This is a genomic window from Moorena sp. SIOASIH (genome assembly GCF_010671925.1).
In the GTDB taxonomy this organism is placed as follows: domain Bacteria; phylum Cyanobacteriota; class Cyanobacteriia; order Cyanobacteriales; family Coleofasciculaceae; genus Moorena.
The window spans coordinates 28,866-52,846 of record NZ_JAAHIH010000006.1; the positions used below are offsets into that span (position 1 = coordinate 28,866).

The 23,981-nt window shown below is 43.4% G+C and carries 19 protein-coding genes and 1 pseudogene; 8 read left to right on the forward strand and 12 right to left on the reverse strand.

The features are described 5' to 3' along the window. Positions 1–71: 71 nt before the first annotated feature. Positions 72–977 carry a class I SAM-dependent methyltransferase gene (locus F6J90_RS32265; protein WP_293103404.1) on the reverse strand — a complete coding sequence of 302 codons (906 nt, stop codon included), beginning with the start codon at positions 975–977 and terminating at the stop codon, positions 72–74. Between the two features lie 288 nt (positions 978–1,265). Between F6J90_RS32265 and F6J90_RS32270 the strand changes: the two genes are divergently transcribed. Continuing rightward, positions 1,266–1,571, forward strand: a complete 306-nt coding sequence (locus F6J90_RS32270) for a hypothetical protein (RefSeq protein WP_293103407.1) — start codon at positions 1,266–1,268, stop codon at positions 1,569–1,571. Here the strand turns inward: F6J90_RS32270 and F6J90_RS32275 are convergent. The 8 genes from F6J90_RS32275 to F6J90_RS32310 all read right to left on the reverse strand — a co-directional run bounded on the left by F6J90_RS32275 (position 1,538) and on the right by F6J90_RS32310 (position 13,924). Beyond that, entirely contained in the window at positions 1,538–2,659 is a 1,122-nt protein-coding gene (locus F6J90_RS32275; RefSeq protein WP_293103409.1) for a glycosyltransferase family 4 protein, read from the reverse strand. The genes F6J90_RS32270 and F6J90_RS32275 overlap by 34 nt on opposite strands. 407 nt (positions 2,660–3,066) lie before the next feature. Beyond that, positions 3,067–4,938, reverse strand: coding sequence for a heterocyst formation ABC transporter subunit HepA (gene hepA, locus F6J90_RS32280; protein WP_366513946.1), 1,872 nt, complete (start codon positions 4,936–4,938; stop codon positions 3,067–3,069). 51 nt (positions 4,939–4,989) lie between these two features. Next, complete coding sequence (locus F6J90_RS32285) at positions 4,990–5,958, reverse strand: GDP-mannose 4,6-dehydratase (RefSeq protein WP_293103415.1); 969 nt, start codon at positions 5,956–5,958, stop codon at positions 4,990–4,992. Positions 5,959–6,470: 512 nt separating this feature from the next. Then, positions 6,471–7,544: a GDP-mannose 4,6-dehydratase gene (gmd, locus tag F6J90_RS32290; RefSeq protein ID WP_293103418.1), complete on the reverse strand. Its 1,074-nt coding sequence runs from the start codon at positions 7,542–7,544 to the stop codon at positions 6,471–6,473. A 191-nt stretch (positions 7,545–7,735) separates the two neighbouring features. Further along, a complete protein-coding gene (gene hepC, locus F6J90_RS32295; protein ID WP_293103420.1) occupies positions 7,736–8,536 on the reverse strand; it encodes a heterocyst development glycosyltransferase HepC in 801 nt (266 codons plus the stop codon). A 322-nt stretch (positions 8,537–8,858) separates the two neighbouring features. Then, a complete protein-coding gene (locus F6J90_RS32300) occupies positions 8,859–11,120 on the reverse strand; it encodes a polysaccharide biosynthesis tyrosine autokinase (RefSeq protein WP_293103422.1) in 2,262 nt (753 codons plus the stop codon). 566 nt (positions 11,121–11,686) lie between these two features. Further along, positions 11,687–12,832: a glycosyltransferase gene (locus tag F6J90_RS32305; RefSeq protein ID WP_293103425.1), complete on the reverse strand. Its 1,146-nt coding sequence runs from the start codon at positions 12,830–12,832 to the stop codon at positions 11,687–11,689. Between the two features lie 96 nt (positions 12,833–12,928). Continuing rightward, the gene (locus F6J90_RS32310; RefSeq protein ID WP_293105251.1) at positions 12,929–13,924 is read right to left on the reverse strand and encodes a sugar transferase; all 996 of its coding nucleotides are present in this window, start codon (positions 13,922–13,924) and stop codon (positions 12,929–12,931) included. Between the two features lie 822 nt (positions 13,925–14,746). On the opposite strand from F6J90_RS32310, the gene F6J90_RS32315 reads away from it, so the two are divergent. Beyond that, positions 14,747–14,878 (forward strand): hypothetical protein, encoded by a 132-nt coding sequence (locus F6J90_RS32315; RefSeq protein ID WP_293103428.1) that lies wholly within the window; start codon positions 14,747–14,749, stop codon positions 14,876–14,878. Between the two features lie 630 nt (positions 14,879–15,508). Here the strand turns inward: F6J90_RS32315 and F6J90_RS32320 are convergent. Beyond that, on the reverse strand, positions 15,509–16,576 hold the full coding sequence (locus F6J90_RS32320; protein WP_293103430.1) for a T3SS effector HopA1 family protein: 1,068 nt from the start codon (positions 16,574–16,576) through the stop codon (positions 15,509–15,511). Positions 16,577–16,789: 213 nt separating this feature from the next. Continuing rightward, positions 16,790–17,965: an aminoglycoside phosphotransferase family protein gene (locus F6J90_RS32325; RefSeq protein WP_366513947.1), complete on the reverse strand. Its 1,176-nt coding sequence runs from the start codon at positions 17,963–17,965 to the stop codon at positions 16,790–16,792. A 321-nt stretch (positions 17,966–18,286) separates the two neighbouring features. Here F6J90_RS32325 and F6J90_RS32330 point away from each other — a divergent pair, with 321 nt between their 5' ends. The 6 genes and pseudogenes from F6J90_RS32330 (at position 18,287) to psbA (F6J90_RS32355) (ending at position 22,703) form a co-directional block, all read left to right on the forward strand. Then, positions 18,287–18,613, forward strand: coding sequence for a hypothetical protein (locus F6J90_RS32330; protein ID WP_293103433.1), 327 nt, complete (start codon positions 18,287–18,289; stop codon positions 18,611–18,613). Positions 18,614–19,054: 441 nt separating this feature from the next. Continuing rightward, complete coding sequence (locus F6J90_RS32335; protein WP_293103436.1) at positions 19,055–19,267, forward strand: hypothetical protein; 213 nt, start codon at positions 19,055–19,057, stop codon at positions 19,265–19,267. Between the two features lie 53 nt (positions 19,268–19,320). Continuing rightward, positions 19,321–19,662 (forward strand): histidine triad nucleotide-binding protein, encoded by a 342-nt coding sequence (locus tag F6J90_RS32340; protein ID WP_293103439.1) that lies wholly within the window; start codon positions 19,321–19,323, stop codon positions 19,660–19,662. 386 nt (positions 19,663–20,048) lie between these two features. After that, positions 20,049–21,128, forward strand: a complete 1,080-nt coding sequence (psbA, locus tag F6J90_RS32345) for a photosystem II q(b) protein (protein WP_293096516.1) — start codon at positions 20,049–20,051, stop codon at positions 21,126–21,128. A 69-nt stretch (positions 21,129–21,197) separates the two neighbouring features. After that, a pseudogene (locus tag F6J90_RS32350) lies at positions 21,198–21,341 on the forward strand (family 1 glycosylhydrolase); the annotation flags it as partial. Positions 21,342–21,623: 282 nt separating this feature from the next. Beyond that, positions 21,624–22,703 (forward strand): photosystem II q(b) protein, encoded by a 1,080-nt coding sequence (psbA, locus tag F6J90_RS32355; protein ID WP_293096516.1) that lies wholly within the window; start codon positions 21,624–21,626, stop codon positions 22,701–22,703. A gap of 576 nt (positions 22,704–23,279) precedes the next feature. Here psbA (F6J90_RS32355) and F6J90_RS32360 read toward each other — a convergent pair. Continuing rightward, positions 23,280–23,837, reverse strand: coding sequence for a hypothetical protein (locus F6J90_RS32360; RefSeq protein WP_293103442.1), 558 nt, complete (start codon positions 23,835–23,837; stop codon positions 23,280–23,282). Between the last annotated feature and the right edge of the window lie 144 nt (positions 23,838–23,981).

Genomic DNA, 23,981 nt, shown 5'->3' on the forward strand with positions numbered 1-23,981 from the left:
AAGAGTGCTATTTTTTTATTCAACAGCAACAAATAGCTATCCGGTTAGTTTACAAAAAAGGCTCTCTAGGGTTATTTCTTGACCAAAAAATTTTTAACAAATTGTTTCAATAGTCCTGATTTACCAGACAAATAGTCTACTATCACCTTTTTATCTTGCCAGAGAATAAAATAATCCCTTAAAGAGCACTTATCAACCTTGGTAAATTCCATAGGCTTAAAGATTGAACCATACCAAGTAAGCACCATGCCCTTTTTAAAAAACATGAAGGGACTTTGACCTTTAAATTTTCGATTTGACTCTAAATGAGTTGGGTGTCTACCGGTAACATCACCATAAGCATCGGTGATCAGTGCAATGCCTTCTGTTTTTAACATGGAGCGTATATTAGCAATGGCGATCCATGGCTCAGTAAGGTGTTCGAGAACATCGAAAGAAATCACAACATCGTACTGATTATCCAAACAGGCTTCATAGGTAGGAATCAGGTTGATGCCATTGTCTAACAAGCCATAATGTTTAAATCGCTTGGTGACAAAATCATAGGTTTTACTGCCTGGGAAGTCGCAGTACTCAACTTGACAACCATTCATCGCTAAGTACAGAGAGTCATTGCCTGTACCATCACCCAGTAACAAAATTTTTAAATCACCAGTTGTCTTCCCTTTCTGTGAGGCATACTCCTGAATCCTTTCTAGGCTTATTTCTATCAATTGCTTTCGTCCAGGTCTAGCCCAAAAAACCATTGTTTCAAATATTAAGCCATACCCATTTTTATAAAGAGCCTCCATCTTGGCATCATACTGGTGAGGGGTAACTCCAAAGTTTTGGGCATCTTGACACACATTCCAGCCTAGTTGAAGCGCTTCCTGCCAGACTCGATGGTTTACCTCGTCTCTGGGCAGCTCAGTAAAGGTACTAATCTCATCAACAATAGGTTCGAGCTCAGTGGGAATTTTAATTAGTAGGTTAGACATAACTATTGAGAATTGAGAATTGAGAATTGAGAATTGAGAATTGAGAATGCGCGCGTAGGGTGCGTTAGGGGCGGGCTCGCCCTAATTTTCACCCCGAAGTAGCCAGTATTGGGATAGCCCGCCCCGTAACGCACCACCAAGTAGAATTGAGAATTGAGAATTGAGAATTGAGAATTGAGAATTGAGAATTGAGAATTTATTAGTCTAATAAGATAGATTACTACTCTCCATTTTCTACCTTAAAAATACTCGGTAGTATCGTTATCCGTTGACCTGCAACCTGCAACCTTGGCCAAAAGGCCACGCTACGCGAACAACCTTCAACCTGCAACCTTGGCCAAAAGGCCACGCTACGCGAACAACCTGCAACCTGCAACCTGCAACCTTGGCCAAAAGGCCACGCTACGCGAACAACCTGCAACCTTCAACCTTCAACCTTGGCCAAAAGGCCACGCTACGCGAACAACCTTCAACCGTCTAACCTTCAACCTTGGCCAAAAGGCCACGCTACGCGAACAACCTTCAACCTGCAACCTGCAACCTGCAATATTAAATTTAGACTACTTGATCAGTTCTTCACATAAATCCACATAGCTTTGTGCCATCTTTTCCCAACTGTATTGTGCAGCTATCATTGGTGCAGCTTGGCTCATCTGTTTCCGTTTTTCAGGATTACTAACCAGAAGGCTTAACTCCTTTGCCAAAGCCTGGGTATCGTTGGGGTCAGACAAGACCACTCCGCAGGCTGGGGTAACTAATTCAGCCCCCCCGGCTGTGCTTGCGGTAATGACTGGCAAGCCAGAAGCCATTGCTTCCAGGAGCACTAGTGTGCAGGCTTCATAGCGGGATGGAAAGACAAATAAATCTACGGCTCGCATGATCTGTGGGAGGTCACGTCGGTACCCCAGAAAATGTACCCGTTCACTCACATTTAGGCTTGCGGCTAGCTGAGGATAAGGACTACCTTCTGTGATGCCAGCAACAGCTAGGTGTAACTCAGGCACTTGGACTAAGGCGTGCAGAATTGTATCCAAGTTCTTCCGAGGTGTTCGGATATCCCCAGCAAAAAATGCTAAAGGCACTCCCTCGGGAAGACCCAATTGTTTGCGGTTAGCGACACCGGGATAAAATTCCTGTAAGTCCACACCATTGACAATCACCCGAATAGATTCAGGGGGTACACCAATGTCTACTAATTCTTTCTTGACCTTTCCGGAAACTGCGACTACTACTTTTGCCTGACGAAAGGATTTTTTTTCCCAATGGGCATTTAAGGTTGTAACTAGCCGCTGGTAAAGACCATACAAATCCCGACGTAGCCGAGAGGTATGAGCAGGCGATCGCAACCAAGAACTGTGGACAAAATGTACAGCATTCACATCTGATCCAACTCTGGTAATGGACCCGTTAACTTTTACTAAGTCCAGCTGACTACGGTGTTGATTTAACCAATTGCCACTCCGCCAGGAAAAGACCAGATGACGAATTAGTGCTGTTGGCCACTTTTTAACTGGAATGAAAATCCAGTTTACCTGATTACTCTGTTGGAGTTCTGGGGCAACATGACTGGCTAATAAGGTGACGTGATGACCCCGACGAATGGCTTCTTTGGCAACTTCATAGTTGACTCGACCTTGGCCATCATTTTTCATGACTTTGTGGGTAACGATACAGAGTTTCATGAGTAGCTATCCTGTAAAAATTATCGAAAACTCTGACTAGTGCATCCTTTTTAAGGTATCCGTCAAAAATAGTACAGAGCCTAACCAAATCTGGTAATCAGCAATATGGTAATGATCACGATTGTTTAGCCGTATAAATTAATAAAATGTTTCTCAAAATTATAGGTAATTAATTATGAATAAAATATTATTTTAAATTTTATGACTTTAAAATTGTCATGTTAATTCCTTAAATAATTAAGGTAATTTTTAATGTACTTTTGTCTGTTGGATAATTTCCCATCTGCAAGATATCTCGAAATAATGGTAGTGGTAAAGATGTAGTGATTTGGCTAAGGTCTGGTCAAGGTAACGGGAGCTAAAATCACTACTTGTTTACCACTACCCTATTTGGAAATGCTATAGTCTTAATTTTTTTGACCAACTTCATGTTGCATCTTGTGATATTTCCAAAGGTTACCGCGCTTTTCGAGTAACTCTTCATACTTTCCTTGCTCCACAATTCGCCCCTGTTCTAGAACGACTACCTTATCAGCTTTGGAAATGGTCGATAAGCGATGGGCAATGGTAATTACTGTCCGTCCTACAGAAAGTTTTTCTAAGGACTCCTGAATCAGGCGCTCAGAAACAGAATCTAGGGCACTAGTTGCCTCATCTAAGATCAGAATCTCTGGTGCTCGCAGTAAAGCACGAGCAATTGCCAGCCGTTGACGTTGACCTCCAGATAATCGAACTCCCCGATCACCGAGTTGCGTCTCAAAACCTTCAGGCAAATCTAGGATGAAGTCTAATGCATTGGCAAGTTTTGCAGCTTCTCGAATTGCCACCTCATTTACCTGTTCTGAACCATATGCAATGTTATTGCGAACAGAGGTGTTGAAAATAAATGTATCCTGACTGACAATAGCTAGCTTACGACGCACAGAGTTGATGTCAAACTCTTGTATGTCAATGCCATCAATGATAACTTTACCTGCGGTTGGGTCATAAAATCGGGGAATTAAGTCAGCAAGGGTTGTTTTACCTGAACCAGAAGCACCGACTAGGGCTGTTGTCTCTCCTTTGTTGATAGTTAAGGTAATATCGTGCAGTACCAGGTTAGAGGGATCGTAACCAAAATCCACCGAAGCAAACTCAATGGCTCGCTGCAATCCTGAAAATTCCACGTTACCATTCTGCAAGTATGGTTTGTTGTCAGTTCTCAGCAGCTCTTTAATGTTATTCATTGGTCCGGTGAATTCCCCAAGACGCCCTCTGGCATTATTAATCAGACGTACAATCGGGATCACACGAAACAAAACAAACAAGAAGGTCAGCAATGAAGCTGGCTGCATCTGTCCATTAGGCACGAAGATATTAAACGCTACAATAATCATGCCGATCAGAATTGTGGTGGCTACGCTTTCCGCAATCGGTTCTATGGCATACCCAAATGAGGCAGATTTGATAGTGATGTTTGCAACGTTTTCGCTAGCGTCATAGAATCGTCTACGCTCAAAGTCCTGACTCGCAAATGCCTTAACTGTGCGAATGCCATTGATAAACTCTACAGCAACTGAGGTAAATTTACTGCCTGCGTTGGAAACATCAAAACTTGTCTCTCGCAACCTTTTAACCAAGTTAGAAAGAGCAACACTCATCAGGCTAAAGAGCATTAATGATGCAATGGAAAGTTGCCAAGAAAGCAAGAACATTGATGTAACATAGACAACTAGAAGAGACACTCTAGTTAACATAACAGCTGTCACATCAAAAGCTTGATTAATTTTTTCTAGTTCGGTGGTTAGACTATAAACTAGCGATCCAGAACGGCTATGAGAAAAGTAACCCAAACTCAGCCTTTGAAGTTGCTCAAATAGCTTCTTGCGCAGCCTATCTAACAAATTCATCTGAGTTATCATGCTGTACCTGCGCCCACCAAACATAAAGGCTGAACGCAACCAGGTTGTGATCAGAATTAGAGCAGATATCCGGTAAATTCTTTCATTAACCGGTCTATTTACTCCAAGAAACCACATATCGATCCAGTTAATCCCTGTCTGGATTGGGGTAGCATTCGGGTCGGTTATATTTTGTAAAAAGTTTAGGATAAACCCTAATCCAAAACCTTCAAGCAATGATGAAAGTATCGTTAAAACAATAGCCAAACAAGCAGCTTGCTTAAGGAATTTAAATTCCCTTAATATGAAGTGGTTGTCTTGCCACAATTTTGTGGACTTTGTAAACCTAATAACAGAATCAAAAAGTTTTATTTCAACAATTCTATATAGAATACTCACTGGTTTGATTTAGACCTATTTTGATGGGGGCTATGCTTAAATTAAACAAGTTTAGCTAAAAAAACTAAGATCACTCTCCACCATTTCCGCGACAATATCAGGAAATTTCTTTTTACTCTTCCAATTCAGCTCATCCCGAATTTTCCAGCTATCCCCACAAAGGGGCACTGCTTCGGTCGGACGATAAAACCTCTCATCAACTTCCACAAAATCTTGATAATTAAGACCGACGTGACTAAACGCACAATCTACTAATTCACGAACCGAGTGATTCACTCCGGAAGCAATTACATAATTCTCTGGAGAATGGTTTTGCAGCATCAGCCACATGGCATAGACATAATCCGGAGCATATCCCCAGTCCCTGAGAGCATCTAGATTTCCTAGATAAAGCTTATTTTCTAACCCCAGCTTGATCTTGGCGACAGTAGAGGTAATTTTGCGAGTGACAAACTTAAAGTCACGCCTTGGGGATTCATGATTGTAAAGAATACCGGTACAAGCAAAAATGCCATACTGGTTACGATAGTTTTGCACCAGATGATGACTTGCCAGCTTTGAAATACCATACACAGACCGGGGATTAAAAGGAGTCAGCTCATTTTGAGGGGCATGGAACACCCTGCCAAACATTTCAGAAGAACCTGCAAAAAAGAAACGACACTCCGGTACCACTTCCTTAATTGATGCCAGTAAATGGTGGGTTCCATTAAAATTACTGGTTAAGATAGACGATTCATCATCAAAGGAATAACTAACAAAACTCGATGCAGCTAAGTGATAACACTCGTCGGGTTTAATCTTGGCAATGACCTTATAGAGTGACAAGTGATTCTCTAAAGATGCAACATGTAAAACAATGTCGTCTTTGATAGTCCTGAGATTAGACAGCTTACCTGCTGGGTCTTCAACTGCTGGTCTCCTGACAATTCCATGAACTTCATAACCTTTGCTTAGCAAAAGCTCTGCAAGGTAAGATCCATCTTGTCCAGAAATCCCTGTAATTAGTGATTTTTTCATTTTTACCAGTGGGTTAGTTATGAGTACTACGTGCCTCAGGGCTAAATGGTTACGAGTAGGTAATAGTGAGCTAGTTAGCAATTACCAATTACTAACTCACTATATTTAGCCCTTTTGGCGCTATTTCAGATCGGTAAAACTCAATTCCATAGCTGAAATCAGTATCTTCTTAGGAGTTACGCCGCCAACCCGGTTATTGACGGTAATTACACTGATTTCAGCCTTTGATTTATAACGAGAAAACGGGTATGATATAGGTGGGTAATTCCTGGTTATAAGACAGTGCGTTCGCGTCGCGTATCCTACGGATAATCGCTGATTTTATTCAACGCTAATCTATCAACAATGTCTTCGTGTTGTTAATAGGTAATGGATAAGGGTAATTGCGCTCTCCTCGTGGTGTTTTACAGCAGCAATAGTCTTTTTCTCAATTCCCAATTAGCAATTACCCAAAGCGCGACTATCTATCGGTGTGATCCATTCGTAAAAATGGGATTAGATTACATCATTACTTAGCCATTACCAGCGGTAACAACCTCACGAATAAAGGCAGTATCAGCAGATTGAGTACAAGAGGTGACAGGCATGATACCTAGTGCCTGAAGGTCAGCATTAACCATGATTTCAACCAGTTGTTTAAAGCTCACTGAAGGTTGCCAAGGTAGTATGGTATTAGCCTTGGTGGCATCACCCAACAACAGGTCTACTTCAGCAGGCCGAAAGTACCGTGGATCGATTTCAACGTATTGCTGCCAATCCAAATTCACTAAGCCAAAGGCAATATCGAGAAACTCCCGAATTGAGTGAGTTTGACCGGTAGCAACAACATAGTCATCAGGTTCGTCTTGTTGCAGCATTAGCCACATAGCGCGGACATAATCCTTGGCATAGCCCCAGTCCCGTCTGGCATCGAGATTGCCCAGGTAAAGTTTCTTCTGCTGACCAGCTACAATGCGCGCCAAAGCACGGGTAATTTTGCGAGTGACAAAGGTTTCGCCGCGTCGGGGACTTTCGTGGTTAAACAAAATTCCATTACAGGCAAATAGCCCATAGGATTCGCGATAGTTGATAGTCTGCCAGTGGGCATAGACTTTTGCACAGGCATAAGGACTACGGGGATAAAATGGTGTAGTTTCTGACTGAGGCACAGCCTGCACTAGCCCAAACATTTCAGAAGAGCCAGCCTGGTAAAAGCGTACCTGAGAGCCAATCCGCTGTTGATAGTGCCGTACCGCTTCCAACAAACGCAAGGTTCCTATACCTGTGGCATCGACGGTGTATTCTGGTGAATCAAAGCTGACCCGCACATGGGACTGAGCTCCGAGGTTGTACACCTCTATCGGCTGCACGTTTTCTAGGATGCGTTGTAGTGTCAAGCCATCAGTCAGGTCTCCGTAATGGAGAAATAACCGTGTCTGTGGATTGTGGGGGTCTTGGTAGATGTGGTCGATGCGATCTGTGTTGAAGGTAGACGTGCGTCGGATAATGCCATGGACTTCGTACCCTTTTTCCAGCAGCAGTTCCGCTAGATAAGACCCATCTTGACCGGTAATGCCAGTGATTAATGCTCGTTTAATGTCTGTCACGATTTCTCACAACTCTGATTAGAGTAATTAGTTTGCTAATGTACGGGATGAAGGCAAAGGCAAATCAAAATTGAAAATTGCAATTAATAACTTAATAAGTTAGGAAGTTATTAACTTTAGCAAAGGGAACAGGGAGTAGGGAGTAGGGAATATGGCATCAAAAATTCTCACAATTCCTACAGGGATTGCTATTACAGCACTGGAGTACTTTGAGAACCGAACACATGCGATCGCATATCTTCCTGGTGAAGCCTGATCATTCCTGGCAACAACCTCAGCTGTCGCCGCTCCTCCTGGGTCATCCGAATCACCTCATCCAGTTTCCAAGGACGTGGTCCGACTAAACTCATCTCACCCCTTAGTACATTCACTAACTGCGGTAGTCCATCCAGACAAAATTGACGCAGCCATTTTCCAAAATGTGTCATCTTAGACGTGACTTTGCCTTTGTGTATAGCTTCAGTGCGAAATTTAATCACTTGGAACAACTTACCCCGTTCTCCAGCCCGCCATTGCCGAGAAAAGACTGGTCCTGGTGAAACAATCGCTATCAGCAACATCAATCCCAGGAGCACTGGACTCAGAATCAGTAGCAATAGAGCAGCTAAACTCGAATCCATCACCCGTTTCAGTCGAGATCGGAATAGTTTTTCCCTACTAGACAATTCTGAGTTGAACGGTACTCTTAGAACAGCTTTCTTCTTCGCTTGCTCACAGGCATTAGTCCAAACTCTTAACCCTGTTTCACCCAGATTGGGGTCGATACAAACCAGCCCTACCGACGAGCGTTGCAAGCAATTACTTAACCAAGACTGACTTTGCAATGGAGGTAGATAATGCTGTTCATTCTTCTGGAGAGGGAGTACCCACAACTGTTTCCGTCGCCACTTGAGCTTGCAAGGAGGCAAAGAACTGACTGCTGACTCTGGCTCATCATCGATATCTAGGATTGAGATTTTGGAGGTTGTTAGTATGATTCTGGAAGTCGTCATAAATAGTTACTCCATTTCACCGAAATCAAAATTCAAAGGTTAGATCCTGTTAGGTTTAATACGTATCATTCTCAGGTTTTCGTTAATTGAAACTTGAAACGTAAGCTATCAGCTATCAGCTATCAGCTATCAGCTATCAGCTATCAGTTTTTGAGTAAAACAGGTAAGCATTGGAATAATGCTGAGTTACGTCAGCTGTTCCCGTAGCGTGGGCCAAAGGCCGACGGCTCAAGGCTGACGGCTCAAGGCTGACGGCTAAATGCTTACTTAACAATTAACAAGTTTCAATTAACAATTAACAAGTTTCAATTAACCAAAAAATTCAACGAGACTTGACATGATTGCTGAACTGACGCTCTAGTTGTGGAGACACTGGAAGATCAGATACAGGCTGCTTTGGTTCAATAGCACCATGGCTATTTCGCGAACCATAGTAAGCGTAGTTCTGATTAGAACTCTTGACCCCGTTAGCAATGATTCCAATCAGGTTTAAATTCCTGAGTATAGCAGTAGCCTGGCTGAGTTGAGATTGAGTAACTCGCTCTAGGCGTCCTACCATCAGCACACCTTGGCACAAAGATGCTGCTTGGAGTGCATCCACCATACCTAACACTGGGGGAGTATCCAGCAACACCAGATCATAGTTCTGCTGAAACTCTGCCATTAAGTTCTTCATCCGTTTAGAACCCAACAGCTTAACTGGGTCAATTGGGGTTGGTCCAGCAGTCAAAACATCAATGGTTGACCCCAAAGGTGAGATACTAACTGGGCTGGGTGTAGCAGTATCATCTTCCAATAAAGTAGAAAGTCCTTCCTGATTGGAGAGACCAAGTTGTTGGTGCAACCTCGGACGGCGCATATCTACATCAATTAGCAGTACTCGTCGATGTAAACGAGCAGCACTCAAGGCTAAACCCAACGCCAGAGTTGACTTCCCCTCACCAGACAGCGCTGACGTAATCATCAGGGATTTCCACTCAGAACCAGAATTGAGCAACTGGATATTCACATAAATCATGTCCAGTGCTTCCTGAAATGGTCGCCATCCCAACAGTTCCATCATCGGAAGTGCTCTCTCGGACTGGCTCAAGTTAAGATTCAGAACAGGTTTACTGATTTTACCCTCCGGCAACTCTGGAATCATACCTAGCAAGGGTAGAGCCACTTGATTTTTCAAATCATCAGAGCTATGAATTCCATCGTCCATGGCTTCCCGCACAAAGGCAGCCACACCACCGAGAAATAACCCAACCACTGCACCCAATAATAGGTCTTGGGTCATATTAGGACCGGTCTTGAAGCCCGGTAAAGGTGCTTCTACAACTTGCCAGTTAAATCCCCCCCGAGCCAATTCGATGCTTAACTCCTGCCGTGCTTGCAGTAGCTGCTGCAGAGTATTTTGTTGAATTGCTACTTGCGGTTGTAGACGATTGTACTGAGCAATCAGGGCTGGGAATTCCCTGAGTTGGATACGGATTTCCTGCTCTGTTTTGATCAGGGCTTGATCACGAGTCTGTAGACTGACTAGATTAATTTGCGAGGTGATCAGTTCGTTGACCAGATTGATATCAACACCACCGAGCTGTCCTTCTGTCAGGAGGTTACTTCCAGTGCTAACCAGTTGAGTCGGAACTTGCCCTAAAACCCGTCTGGTTTCTTCCTGCAAGAGCGCAAACACACTCTGACGCTGTTCAATTAATTTTTGAATACTAGGATGAGCTTCAGTATAAATCCGACTTTGCTCCACCAAAGCCAGTTCTATTCTTTGGATTTCATTGAGCAAATTTTGATAGCGCCCAGATTGACTCAAGCGGGAGGAGGTCAAAGCATTTTGTGGTGAACGAGCCAGTTTTTGCTGAACAGCCTGGTAGCGAGTCTGAGTTTCCATGTACTGAGCGCGGATGGCTCGGCGCTCCTGTTCAATCCCATTCAGAGTTTGACTGACAGCGAGAGCTTGTTGTGAGGGATCAATCAGGTTTTTGCTCTTGCGAAACTGCTCTAGCCGTTGCTCAGCTTGCTCAAGATTCTTACGAGCTGTTGGCAACTGCTGATTGATAAAAGCAAGACCTTTATTCAATCGCATTTCCTGCTGCTCTAAGTTATACTCTTGATAAACCTTTTGAATAGCTTGCAGTACTTTTTGAGTTTTAATCCGGTCATTGCTGGTGTAGACCGCTTGAAATACTTTAGTTTCAGTTTTACCCTGCAGTACTTGAGCTAATCTTAAGGAGCCTCTGATATCACGGATTGTGATATCTGGGTAGTCATCACGAAGCAAATCCACTGCTCGTTGAATCAACTCAGAACTACGCATCAGCTGTAACTGAGTAGCATAATCGATATCAACAGTGGACTCAGTAAACTGACTCTCGATTCCTCGTGTTTTATCTATATAATTAGGCTCCACCAACAGCTGTAGAGAGCTGATATAAGTCGGCTCTTTATTGAGAGTGATATAGAAGGCAATCGGCAAGCTTGTCAACAGTACACTTAGAATCCACAAGCGTCTGCGCCACAAAACTGCCAACAGTTGGCCATACCCTGCATCTGTTTCACCGGCTGCGTTTAAATCAAGTTCCTTCATGGGATTTTAGATTAATGATTGACAAGTTTGGATTGGATTTTTAATTGACATCAATTCCAGTGAATCAAGTCTAAACTAGTCCCGGGATGATTAGTAATCGGTTTAGATAAAATCTGGTTAATCACTTTGTTCATATTCGATAGGGTTTTGTCAATTTTTTTTGAAAAAAAAGTTAATTAAAATTAACCATTAACCCTTGACAATTTGCAATTGCAATATGACCAAGCTGTCGTCATCGCAATTCTCCAGGATACCTGCAACAAATTTTCCCTATCTTATGGGAATAGGGAATTAGGAATTGGACTCTGATTACCCATTACCCATTACCCATTACCAATGAACCGACAATCATAGGTTGCATCCCTTTTAGAGAAAGGTTATAAAAAGAAGTAGTCAACCGGACCTGATATTATCTATTACCCATCACCAGTCACCCGAGCAGGACTATATTCATTAGTCCACTAGATTTGATCTAATAATTTTGGAGTATCGACCAGTATAAATCCCAGGAAATCAACGAAAAAATCCAAAATCCAAAATCTAAAATCAGCCCAGCCACTATCCTGTCACCTAGCTAAAGTGGGAACCTTGGTTGAATGGCGTAACGAATGGCTCAAATTAACAGGCTGTCCCCTGACCGTTTTATCAATAATTTGGCCAACTTTGTTAAAGAAAACGTCTTCAGTGAAATGACTCAGGGCATGGTCTCGGATTTTGGCATAATTCCAGGGAATTTCCCTAGCCTCAAGTAGTGCAGCTTGGAGTGCTTCCGGTGTTTGCCGTTTAAAAAACACCCCTGTCGTCCCTGGTATCTGAGTATCCAAAACACCACCGGCACCGTAGGCAATTACTGGGGTACCACTGGCGTTGGCTTCGATTGGCACTAAACCGTAATCTTCTAAAGCCGCCACGATCACCCCACGAGCTTTTGCCATCAAATGACAACGCTGTTTATCGCTGACGTATCCCAAGAATCGAATATTGTCCAAGGCTTTAGATTCTAGACGCTCTCGCTCTGGACCATCACCAGATATTAATAAAGGCCAGCCTAGCCAATTAAACGCCTCGATAATCAGATCGATACGCTTGTAACCCAGTAAACGAGATGATACTAGGTAAAAGTCTTCCTTTTGGTCGGAAAACACAAATTTATGGCTATTTATTGGATAGTTGACCGTCATGGCTGGCTTACCATAGATATTCTGGATACGCCGAGCGACAGTGGTCGAGTTAGCAATGTAAATGTCCGGCTCCTGGGCATAGTCCAGGTCTACTTTTCTGATCAACTGGAAGACTTTATCAATTACAGGAGAAAACGCTCTATATTCTCCATACTCCTTGAGGTAAGTTTGCGTATCCCACAAAAAACGGGTGACATTGTGGCAAAAGCAAACATGCTTGGCTCCTAATTTTTTCTTGACCGCCTTTGCGAAGCTTGAACAACTACTGATAATCAAATCGTAATTTTCTAAATCCAAGGCTCGAAAAGCTGGATAGTAAAACGGAGCCAAGAGTCTGAAGTATTTCGTTGACCCTGGAATGTTCTGAAGTCCGGTGGTATGCACTAGGCGCTCACCTAGGTCAATGGTGTTCTGGGCATCATACAAGGATGTGAACACATCAGCACTAGGGAAGCGCTTACAAAGCAGTTCAAATACCCGTTCTGCTCCACCCTTTTGCGTTAGATAATCATGAACTAGGGCAACTTTCATGCTTGTTTAATGGAAAACCTATTCCTAGAGAATACTCTAATCTATTTACCATTAGATTTAATTTGTATCCGGAATTTTACCAAGATATTTTTGAGCCTAAACGGCTCCATTATTTTTCGACAACAAGATAAAAGTTGTTTTGATAATGAGCTTAAGGTCATACATTAAGCTCCAGTTTCGTTGGTAGCGTAAATCCAGTTTAATTATATCTGCAAAATCCCGAACTTGCGATCGCCCATGCACCTGCCACTCTCCAGTCATTCCCGGTTTAACATTCAACCGTTGCCACTCGGGAACCTCATAGATTTCCACTTCCTTAGGTACCGGTGGTCTAGTACCTACCAAACTCATTTCACCTTTAATGACATTCCAGAACTGAGGTAGTTCATCCAAACTAGTTTTCCGCAAAAACCGACCCACCCTGGTGATTCTAGGGTCATTTTCGTTTTTGAATATCTTGCCATCCTTAGCTTGATTTTGAACGCTATCTTTCTGGGCTTCAGCATCAGTATACATTGAGCGGAATTTCCAGATCCGAAATTCCTTACCCATCCAACCACAGCGAATTTGACTAAATAAGATGGGGCCAGGACTGTCGAGTTTAATCGCGATCGCAATGGGAAGAAATAATATGGCCGTAATTCCTAAACCTACTATTCCCCCCACTATGTCTAAGCATCGCTTAGCCCAAGAGCGTGTAGATGGGTGAGTTGTTGGTAACTGAGCCTTTGACCAATTGACAGCTATTGTTGTCAGGTTATCTAGGGGGTCAAGAATTAATTTTTTGTCTAGCCCAGTCATGACCAACACAGCCATAACTGGAGAAGTTATACCCCTTAGTATTAGTGAGACCCCGTTTTCCTGAGTGATTTTGTGATTCCTTACTAAGGCACCAATTCCGCTACTATCGATAAATCCTGTCTGACTGAAGTCGGCAATGATAAGCTTAGGACAATAAGGTTTTTGGAGAAGCTGATCACAGGTTTCTTTAAATTCTATTGCTTCGAGTCTGCTCAGGCGGATCGGTAACTGCACTACAGCAGCTTCATTTATGAACCCTGCCTGGCCAGAAGTTTTTAACCTTGACTGCATCATGATGAAATAGGAATTAGAATGTCCATTAAATCGTCACTTTTTAGAGAGTAGATTTCAACTATGTAGGAATTGTGTAGTAAGTTTCGCAATCCTATGAACACCCTAGGTTTGAACCGTACATAGACGTACGGCTTCTCCGCCCTTGATTCAGGCAATGGTAAAATTTATATTACTCTTTCAATTTCGGTTTGAGGGTTAGAGCAAGGTTAATGGTTAATGGTTAATGGTTTTAATTATTGATACCTAATGCCTTGTGTAACCGTACCTAGTATGGAAAAGCCTAGTGTAACCCTCACTTAAATTTTGACGGAGTAATAGCTAGACTTCAGAGGATCAATTAACCGGTGGTAAAAATCAAAAATGGATACAAATTACCCATTTATAATTTTATCTCGTTACTATATAAGTAAGCATTTTTGATTACTCATTTGTCAGCAGTAACGTTGGTTAATTAATGTTCTGTATAATCCGGGATGAATGACTACTATAACTTTCATGAGTTTTTCATAAAATCCTGACAGAGCTAAAAATTTTTGATGAATTTTTCTTAAAGACGCTAAATATACCTGAGGTCAATTGCCACATCCGTCTTGAGACTGATGACTTGGATGGTGGCAGGGAGTTGCACTCAGTCTAATGGCCTAAGGCTAAAGCTTTGGGCTACACCAACCAAGTCCATCTAGGTAGGTAAATTATATAGCGCCATAGTTTGTGATGACTTATACAGGGACTATACCTGTAGGGTCTCGCTCCGGATCTTACTAAGCTGTCACACATTTAAATTGTATTTAAATTGTGAAGAGGCGCGCTGATGGGGAGATGGGGAGATGGGGAGATAGGGAGATAGGGAGATGGGGAGATGGGGAGAGGGTAGACCGGCTTTTGGACAAGTGGATCGAGGGGAAATTTAAATGCTTATTAGCTGTCCGGCAAAATTCATCCCACACCTAATGCGCAGCATAGGTGTGGGATGAATTTTGCACAGAGTATGTATGGAATTGCTATAATATATGTACTGATAAACAAAGCCGTTCGCGTAGCGTGGCCAAAGGCCTTAAATGCTGGTTTGTCAGCTATTTAACTAGCAAAAAAATCTAATTTTTGTATTGTTCCGGCGCGGAGGGGCATCCCGTGTCGTTAATAAAGCAAGCCTACGTATCCGAACCGTTGGGTGGAGTTGGCAAGAAGCCCACACTGACCTTACAGGTTCAGTGTGGGAGTATGTCACCTGACATAAGCGCGTTTGTTGCCCAGTTTTGCCTAAGTCCTGTTTATGCTACTGTGGGCGAATTAAGTATGAGTCTGACCCCCATACCATCTGTAGGAGCAATTGAGTAAGCTTATGAAGCTTCCCCCTCTTCCCTCCCTTCCCCATAATTTGCGGCGTTGCTTAATAATGGAATGATTTTAAGAGTGAGGTGGAATAGGCATCTTGCCGTAGAATGGGCATCTTGGTGGAACTGGCATCTTGCGTGGAACTGGCATCTTGCCAGTTTCAATATATTTTGGGGCGGGCAGGATGCCCACTCTACTCCTATTCATTCAAAGACTGACGCAACGCCTAATTTGCTGTGGGCAGCTTTAGTGATGATTGAGGTAAGGACGTTCCCATTCAATCCCTAACTGAGAAAATTGTTGGCGGATGGCCTTGAGGCGCTCCTCTGGAGTGTTATTACCGTTTTGCCAAGCCTGCATTAAACCATTGGCTACAATTTGGCAGCGGTTCATGCCAAAACTTTCTTGAGAGGTAAATTTTTGGGTTGGTTCTTCTGCAAAACTCAGTCCTGGTGCCAAAAACTTGGTGAATAAAGGCACTTGTGGGCGAAAATGGCAGCGGTTTGCTAGATATATGGTTTGCATCACCCCAAAGACAACTTCAGAATCACAGCGCTCAAAGTAGAGTACTCCGCAGTCATGGCGTTTGTATTCCGATGGATTGTATAGAACTTTAAATGTAAAAGGAATTGCTGCTGCATTCAAATATTTTGTCATGCTATCCATGACAGCAAGGGCTCCATCTGGTGTCAGATTAAAATAGATTCGCGCTGTTTTAGAATCGATATCACCATTGCCCTGTCGCTCTTGACCAACATTACCCACTGCTACATAAAAGCCGTTTTGCATCAAATTCTTGGGCATCCGGATGGCAACGAGGCTGCCAATGGAAGCAGATTTTTCTTCAGATTTGAGATGAATCTCCCGTTCAATATGCATAGTCAAACTCCCTTTGGTGACGGCTATTGAACCATCGGTTTCTTCTGAGATTACCTGCCAATTGGGATCAAAGTAGCCTGTGCCTTGATTGTTGGCGTGGAGTCGTTGGTAAAATTCTAGGTCTATTCCAAGTAGGCTATTGTTCTCTAAGTTTTGATGGGGTGCTATATCCGCGCGACTTGTGTTGAGTGCCAGGGGAGTGCGCAGATAGCCATTGTAATAGATGCCGTAGAGGAAATTTCTCAGCAGTAGGCTGAGATACTTATGCTGTATGTCTTGAGGAAGTTGCTGAAAGCGGACTACTGTTTCATCAGGTATGGTGAAGGGTTGATAGTTGGGATGGTTGATACAAAAATTGGACTGGATTTCAATATTGTTAACAATATCTTCCAGAGCTGCTTGCTGTTGATTGGGAAAAGGGTTGTCGAATAGCATCGTAATTTAAATTAAAATTAGATCAAGTCTATATAGCAGTTCTCAATTGGGTGAGGTACTTCGTCCTGGGTTTTAGGGAACAGGGAATAGGGAACAGGGAACAGAGAAGAGGCAAGAGGCAAGAGGGAAAAAATCCTGTGTACCTCATTAGGCTAGAAACCGCTATATAGCAGTTTTCAATTGACAATTTACAGGTATGCTACAAACCCTTTTCTAGGGGATTACCGGATTTGATATCAGTTCTGATTCTGAGATACCAAAAACCGTTGGCACAGATTGTTTTGGTCGGCAGAGTAGAGTTTTGGCAACCTGGAGCATACAGATTCCAGTATTATCAAAGGATTTCTGATAGTAAATCATTGCCTGAATTTGGTGAATCAGTGCCAAACCGGTAAACTGAACTACTCGTTTAAGCCAGTTGGGACGAGCCGACTCAATCCCGGGAAAAGCGGTAAGATAGGCTTGGGTTAGAGCAGCGATGGAGGGTTGAAGCACTTGTAAAGGAGTCACTGCTAGACGCAAGGATTCTTCTAATTTAATCGTGGGGTCTACCACTAAGCTACTTAACCAGATACCCAGGTAGCTGGCGATTATGGTTCCAAGGTCAAAGGCTGGATCTCCCCAGGCACAACGTTCCCAATCAATCAGTCGCACCATGCTCTGATCGGGTGGTGAAGATATTGAGAATTGCTCCCACTCTCTATGAACCAAAATGTTGTTCAATTTTAAGTCATTGTGGGTTAGGCAACTCGGATGCCAGTTAGCTTCCAAATCTGCGATCGCATTTCCCAGACTGGGGTAACGTTGATAGAGAACAAAGAACTTTAAGGCATTGTTAGGGATTGAGCCAAACATTTCTGGGCTAAGCCGTCCGATTCCTTTAGCTGGATTGCCAAACCGATAGGGAGATTTCCCCTTTGGTACCTGGTCTAGAAAATTACGACATTCTGGTTGATTGAAGGTAAGACGATGGAGGTTGGCTAAAACTGTTCCGATATCAGTTGCGATCGCTTCAGGGAAAACTTGGTTTTGATAGTAGAAACTAAACAGGTCGAGATAGTTATTTAGATAGTTGTAGACCAGGATGCAATGATCGGGATCAAAATGAAGGATCTGGGAAACTGATGAAGCTAGACAGTCCTGCTCTGGCAACTGCTGCAGCCAGCGATGAAATTGCCACTCATTGAAAAATTCATGATTTATAATACCGCCATTATGGGGTCTTTCCTGCTTAACCAGTAGCTGACGATGATCTGAAAAGCTCACCAGTAAATTGAAATTCTTAGCAGGAGCAGCCGATTCCACCTGGATAGATTCTAGGTCTGACGGAGTACACAGTCCTATATCCAATAGATATGAGGAAATCGTTTCAGATGATAGTGGTTCCACAATATCAGTAGATGATCAGTAGATGCACAACTTAAAGAGAAAATGTTTGTTGTTTACCCTTGAGAAGTTAACCGATAGTATGGGCAAGTCTTGTGCCTAACCGTACAAAAATCAACACTCAACAGTGAACAATCAATAATCAGACTGTTATAGTTTCAGGAGTTATCCCATTTCTCTTTATCTATTGATACTCTAGTTTTCCACTAAAAACTCGCCAAAATGGCGAGACGAAACTGAGATTTTTATCTAAAACAGAATTTGTAGACTTACAGAAATCTTGAATAAAGTCATCCGTCACACTCCTATGGAGGAAAACTAATAATGGAAATTTCTGAGTTACCCATCGGTTTTGAGTTGTTATCCGATGAGGAAACCTTTCTCAATGATCTAGATCAGCAAGATACTATGGTTCAGGGTGGTGCATGTGGTCCGACTCCCCTAACTCCAGTGATTCTGTGTCCAGCACCTACGGCAGTTCCCATGCCTGAACACCCAGAACCTTTTCCCAAATGTCCACGCCCAATACCCCAACCAACACCTCCTGTTTTTGAACATCCACGGCCCAGACCTTTTCCTAAACCCGGGCCCAGACCAATTCATAGAACAGGACCGATTATGATGACTCCACCAATACGAATGGAACATTAGATTGAGGGCATTAGCCTCTCGCTCTAAGTGTAGGGGCTGATGGTAAGGATTAAGCTAAAACGCATTTGAAATGTGTTTTAACAAGGCAAAAGGCAAAAGGCAAAAGGCAAAAGGCAAAAGGCAAGAGGCAATAGGCAATAGGCAATAGGCAATAGGCAATAGGCAAAAGGATACTGGAATCTATATTTTTTAGTTTATTTCACTAATATACAGTTTAAAGGCACAACATTTGACTAGGTTTTGTTAGATAAAAAAATGAATAAATTATCTCATTGTCTGTTGAAGGCTTATCATATAAACGATTATTTTTAGCAACTTTATAGATATAGGAATTATAAATATTTTGTGAACTATAAAGCGGGCATTATGGTCGCACAAGGATGAAAGTTCTTTCCATTGTCTTGATGCAGTCGCTCATGGCGGAAACCACAGCAGTTGCTCATGGGGGGAACCCCCTTTGGCGGCACTGCCTCCCCAAGACCGCGCTGCATCGCTACCAACAATCCCGATCTACTTTCTTGCCTATTGCCTATTGCCTCTTGCCTATTGCCTTTTGCCTATTGCCTTTTGCCTCTTGCCTCTTGCCTCTTGCCTCTTGCCTTTCCCAAGCGCGACTATGTTCACAACTCAAATAAAAATGCTATAGCTACCTGACATTTTGTGTCACAATTGCAGCTGATCTAGTAAACATAGTATTGGCAGCTGCTATGAGCGAAACCATCTTTAGCAAGATTATCCGCCGAGAAATCCCAGCAGATATTGTTTATGAAGACGATTTAGCCCTTGCCTTCAAGGATATTAACCCTCAGGCACCAGTTCATATTCTGGTAATTCCCAAGAAGCCCATTCCTAAACTGGAAGCAGCTGAGTCGGAAGATCAAGCTCTGATGGGCCACCTGTTGTTAACGGCTAAGCAAGTTGCTGAGCAAGTCGGTTTGACCAATGGCTATCGACTGGTGATTAATAATGGTGCTGATGGTGGTCAAACGGTTGATCACCTGCATTTGCACATCTTGGGTCAACGCCAAATGAAGTGGCCTCCTGGTTAAGGTTTTTTAAGTGCTCAGTGTTCAGTGCTGAGTCCTGAGTTGGTTTCTAAGTTAGGACTTAGGCAAAGAACCAGGCTCAGGCTCTATATCTCAGGCTCTATATATAGAGGCCCTCCATCGAACGCCTCTAGTTTTATGCGATCGCTATTTTGTATGCGATCGCTATTTTGGTTTAACTATTTTGGTTTTTTTATCATATTAATAGTTATTTGTCAAGAATTACTTAATATAATTTTTACTTATTTACATTATTTAATAACATGAGGGGAAATTACTCTCAAACCCCTTTACAAAACTAAATATATTACTTAATATAAATACATGAAGGCGCACACAAGCCGGACGAACCTCGATAACTTCATATTCATACCCGCAATCATAAGAACATGACTACTGTATTACAACAGAGCAACACCTCTGTGTGGTCTCAGTTCTGCAATTGGGTCACCTCTACCAACAACCGCCTCTATGTAGGCTGGTTTGGTATCTTAATGATCCCAACTTTGCTAGCTGCTACCACCTGCTTCATCATTGCTTTCATCGCTGCTCCTCCTGTGGACATCGATGGTATCCGCGAGCCGGTTGCTGGCTCCCTGATGTATGGCAACAACATCATCTCTGGTGCTGTTGTTCCTTCTTCTAACGCCATTGGCTTACACTTCTACCCAATCTGGGAAGCTGCTTCCTTAGATGAGTGGCTATACAACGGTGGTCCTTACCAGTTGGTAGTGTTCCACTTCCTGATTGGTGTATTCGCCTACATGGGTCGTGAGTGGGAACTGAGCTACCGCTTAGGTATGCGTCCTTGGATCTGCGTCGCTTACAGCGCACCAGTTGCAGCTGCTAGCGCCGTGTTCCTGATCTACCCAATCGGACAAGGTTCTTTCTCCGATGGTATGCCTCTCGGTATCAGCGGAACCTTCAACTTCATGTTCGTGTTCCAAGCTGAGCACAACATCCTGATGCACCCGTTCCACATGCTAGGTGTAGCCGGTGTATTCGGTGGTTCCTTGTTCTCTGCAATGCACGGTTCTTTGGTGACCTCCTCCTTAGTGCGTGAGACCACCGAAACCGAGTCTCAGAACTATGGTTACAAGTTCGGTCAAGAGGAAGAAACTTACAACATCGTGGCAGCTCACGGCTACTTCGGTCGTTTAATCTTCCAATACGCTTCCTTCAACAACAGCCGTTCCTTGCACTTCTTCTTAGGTGCATGGCCTGTAATCGGCATCTGGTTTACTGCACTGGGCATCAGCACCATGGCATTTAACCTCAATGGTTTCAACTTCAACCAGAGCATCATCGACTCACAAGGTCACGTGATCAACACCTGGGCTGATGTACTTAACCGGGCTAACCTAGGTTTCGAGGTAATGCACGAGCGTAACGCTCACAACTTCCCTCTAGACCTAGCTGCTGCTGAAGCTACTCCTGTAGCTTTGACTGCTCCAGTGATCAACGGTTAATTTCAACTTGGCATAATACGCTAAGTTAAAACAAAGCGCTCTCCAGATGGGGAGCGCTTTTTTGTTTGGAGTCTAATCGATAACTTTGAGTGGTATTGGGGATATGATCGCCGCTTTGGGATTACTTATATTGATTACCCAACCCAACAGCGTATTCCTAAGTCTAGTTTTGAGTGGTATTGCGAGTGTATTCAAAATAATCGGGTGGTTTGATCATTAATCGGAAAAACCAATCGGGTTAACCGGGAAGTGCTGGTAGCGTAAGCTTTGATCTGGTAGCGTAGGCTATTTTTGTTTTTGTTATCACATTACGCTTTATTTGTCAATACTTTTTAATATAAGTTTTACTTATTTACATTATTTAATATATATCCGGGCAATTACTCTCAAAACCCTTTACAAAACTAAATATATTACTTAATATAAATACATGAAGGCGCACACAAGCCGGACGAACCTCGATAACTTCATATTCATACCCGCAATCATAAGAACATGACTACTGTATTACAGCAGAGCAACACCTCTGTGTGGTCTCAGTTCTGCAATTGGGTCACCTCTACCAACAACCGCCTCTATGTAGGCTGGTTTGGTATCTTAATGATCCCAACTTTGCTAGCTGCTACCACCTGCTTCATCATTGCTTTCATCGCTGCTCCTCCTGTGGACATCGATGGTATCCGCGAGCCGGTTGCTGGCTCCCTGATGTATGGCAACAACATCATCTCTGGTGCTGTTGTTCCTTCTTCTAACGCCATTGGCTTACACTTCTACCCAATCTGGGAAGCTGCTTCCTTAGATGAGTGGCTATACAACGGTGGTCCTTACCAGTTGGTAGTGTTCCACTTCCTGATTGGTGTATTCGCCTACATGGGTCGTGAGTGGGAACTGAGCTACCGCTTAGGTATGCGTCCTTGGATCTGCGTCGCTTACAGCGCACCAGTTGCAGCTGCTAGCGCCGTGTTCCTGATCTACCCAATCGGACAAGGTTCTTTCTCCGATGGTATGCCTCTCGGTATCAGCGGAACCTTCAACTTTATGTTTGTGTTCCAAGCTGAGCACAACATCTTGATGCACCCGTTCCACATGCTAGGTGTAGCCGGTGTATTCGGTGGTTCCTTGTTCTCTGCAATGCACGGTTCTTTGGTGACCTCCTCCTTAGTGCGTGAGACCACCGAAACCGAGTCACAGAACTATGGTTACAAGTTCGGTCAAGAGGAAGAAACTTACAACATCGTGGCAGCTCACGGCTACTTCGGTCGTTTAATCTTCCAATACGCTTCCTTCAACAACAGCCGTTCCTTGCACTTCTTCTTAGGTGCATGGCCTGTAATCGGCATCTGGTTTACTGCACTGGGCATCAGCACCATGGCATTTAACCTCAATGGTTTCAACTTCAACCAGAGCATCATCGACTCACAAGGTCACGTGATCAACACCTGGGCTGATGTACTTAACCGGGCTAACCTAGGTTTCGAGGTAATGCACGAGCGTAACGCTCACAACTTCCCTCTAGACCTAGCTGCTGCTGAAGCTACTCCTGTAGCTTTGACTGCTCCAGTGATCAACGGTTAATTTCAACTTGGCATAATACGCTAAGTTAATAAAAAGCGCTCTCCATATGGGGAGCGCTTTTTTGTTTTTGACAACCTGCTCAAAATATTTATAGCGCTACGCGCAAGGTAAGAGGAATTTTACCAAAAAATTTGGGTTTAAAGCCCCGTCCTTACAGGACGGCTTTGTGTTAGAATAAAGACATAACAAAAAATAATATTCTAGATAAACATGATCTTGAAGAAGTAGACAGTGTAAAAAACCTGTTTTGAGATAATCAGGTTGCACAATCAAGTCTAACGATTTGGACGTCTATGAAGGTCTAAGATCAAAAAAAATGTTTATCTAAATTTGTTAATTAATTTAGGTACGGTGGGGCACACCGAAACCTAGGTCATAGACCAAATACGCTTGGGTCGAGGAGACCTATATTTTTCCTGGCTCCGGCCTGGTTAAACAAGTCCCCCCGTTGTTCGCGTAGCGTGGCCATAGGCCAAGCAAGAATCCCCGTCCTTCCAGGGCGGGGAGTGTCAACTAACCTTCCTTAAATAAGCAGGAGTGTTTCATTTCTCACCCTGACCTACGCCCTAGGCGCTATTAGAGCTTTCGGATATGGAGTCGAGTAGCCCAGGATTCGTGGGATGCTGGCACTTCCTCCTTCATCGCACATATGCCGACATCCAACCGGACCCGAGCATCCTCGGAGAAAACCCCAACGACAGTACCGTAGGTAATCGAGCCGAGTGCCAATTCATTCAAGGGAACAATTCTCAGCCTGGTCGCCCAGGATTCGTGGGATGCTGGCACTTCCTCCTTCATCGCACGTATGCCGAGATCTAACCGGGTGCTACCATCCTCAGAGAAGATGCCAACGAGATGATCGGGCTCCACAGGACCACTACTCGGTCCATCTAAACGCTCGATCACTAGCCGAGTAGCCCAGGAGTCGTGGGATGCTGGCACTTCCTCCTTCATCGCACGTATGCCCACATCCAACCGGACCCGACCATCTTCAGAGAATATCCCCACCAAGTCGTTCCACTCCGGAGTCCCTTGTGTATCTGCATACGCGATTCCAGAACCTAGAAACAAAGCAGTGCATAGAATTACTGCTAAGACTCCTGCTCTGAACCAAGATCGTAATTTGATAATCATCACTTCTTTACTGTTTTGATTTGAACTTATCCCAGGTTAAGTAGTAGGGATTGCTGATTTTGCGTATGATTCCGCTCTTTCAAAGTCTCCAAAAGTTTGGGATATTTAGAGGGGTTTACCAAAACCAAACGATCGCGCATTTAT

Excerpts from the sequence above, each read along its gene's own strand:
- F6J90_RS32265 (WP_293103404.1), bottom strand. The coding sequence starts at position 977 with ATGTCTAACCTACTAATTAAAATTCCCACTGAGCTCGAACCTATTGTT.
- F6J90_RS32275 (WP_293103409.1), bottom strand. The coding sequence starts at position 2,659 with ATGAAACTCTGTATCGTTACCCACAAAGTCATGAAAAATGATGGCCAA.
- F6J90_RS32285 (WP_293103415.1), bottom strand. The coding sequence starts at position 5,958 with ATGAAAAAATCACTAATTACAGGGATTTCTGGACAAGATGGATCTTAC.
- hepC (WP_293103420.1), bottom strand. The coding sequence starts at position 8,536 with ATGACGACTTCCAGAATCATACTAACAACCTCCAAAATCTCAATCCTA.
- F6J90_RS32300 (WP_293103422.1), bottom strand. The coding sequence starts at position 11,120 with ATGAAGGAACTTGATTTAAACGCAGCCGGTGAAACAGATGCAGGGTAT.
- F6J90_RS32305 (WP_293103425.1), bottom strand. The coding sequence starts at position 12,832 with ATGAAAGTTGCCCTAGTTCATGATTATCTAACGCAAAAGGGTGGAGCA.
- F6J90_RS32310 (WP_293105251.1), bottom strand. The coding sequence starts at position 13,924 with ATGCAGTCAAGGTTAAAAACTTCTGGCCAGGCAGGGTTCATAAATGAA.
- F6J90_RS32315 (WP_293103428.1), top strand. The coding sequence starts at position 14,747 with ATGGGGAGATGGGGAGATAGGGAGATAGGGAGATGGGGAGATGGGGAG.
- F6J90_RS32320 (WP_293103430.1), bottom strand. The coding sequence starts at position 16,576 with ATGCTATTCGACAACCCTTTTCCCAATCAACAGCAAGCAGCTCTGGAA.
- F6J90_RS32330 (WP_293103433.1), top strand. The coding sequence starts at position 18,287 with ATGGAAATTTCTGAGTTACCCATCGGTTTTGAGTTGTTATCCGATGAG.
- F6J90_RS32335 (WP_293103436.1), top strand. The coding sequence starts at position 19,055 with ATGGGGGGAACCCCCTTTGGCGGCACTGCCTCCCCAAGACCGCGCTGC.
- F6J90_RS32340 (WP_293103439.1), top strand. The coding sequence starts at position 19,321 with ATGAGCGAAACCATCTTTAGCAAGATTATCCGCCGAGAAATCCCAGCA.
- psbA (WP_293096516.1), top strand. The coding sequence starts at position 20,049 with ATGACTACTGTATTACAACAGAGCAACACCTCTGTGTGGTCTCAGTTC.
- psbA (WP_293096516.1), top strand. The coding sequence starts at position 21,624 with ATGACTACTGTATTACAGCAGAGCAACACCTCTGTGTGGTCTCAGTTC.
- F6J90_RS32360 (WP_293103442.1), bottom strand. The coding sequence starts at position 23,837 with ATGATTATCAAATTACGATCTTGGTTCAGAGCAGGAGTCTTAGCAGTA.